The 486-nt window shown below is 69.3% G+C and carries 1 protein-coding gene; it reads left to right on the forward strand.

Annotated elements, in window-relative coordinates; translation table 11 throughout:
* Positions 1-486 (forward strand): inositol monophosphatase family protein (locus tag AC0IYH_RS29280; RefSeq protein ID WP_471837525.1); only part of this gene is annotated, 486 nt, incomplete at both ends.

The raw sequence follows: 486 nt of genomic DNA on the forward strand, positions 1-486 counted from the left end.
GTGAGGAATACGGGATCAAGCCGGGGGTGACGAACCGGCAATGGGTGCTCGACCCGATCGACGGTACGCGCAGCTTCACCGCCGGCCGCGCGATCTTCGGCACGCTGATTGCGCTGCTGGAGGATGGCTGGCCGGTGCTCGGCATCATCGACCAGCCGGTGCAGCGCGAACGCTGGGTCGGCGTTGCCGGCCGCCCGACGACGTTCAACGGCGTCCCCGTTCGCACCCGCGCCTGCCCCGCTCTGGAAGGCGCGGTCGTCGCCACCACCAGCCCGCATCTGTTCGCGGAGGGTGACGTGCCGCACTACATGGCGCTCGTCGCAGCAGCGTCGGGCGGGCACGTCCGGCAGGGGCCCGTCTATGGCGGCGATTGCTACAATTACGGGCTGCTCGCGTCGGGACACCTCGATATCGTCTGCGAATCGGGGTTGCAGCTATACGATTTCGCCGCGCTCGCGCCGATCGTGGAGGGAGCCGGCGGACGCC

It is taken from the genome of Pseudomonas sp. AC463 (assembly GCF_979253585.1).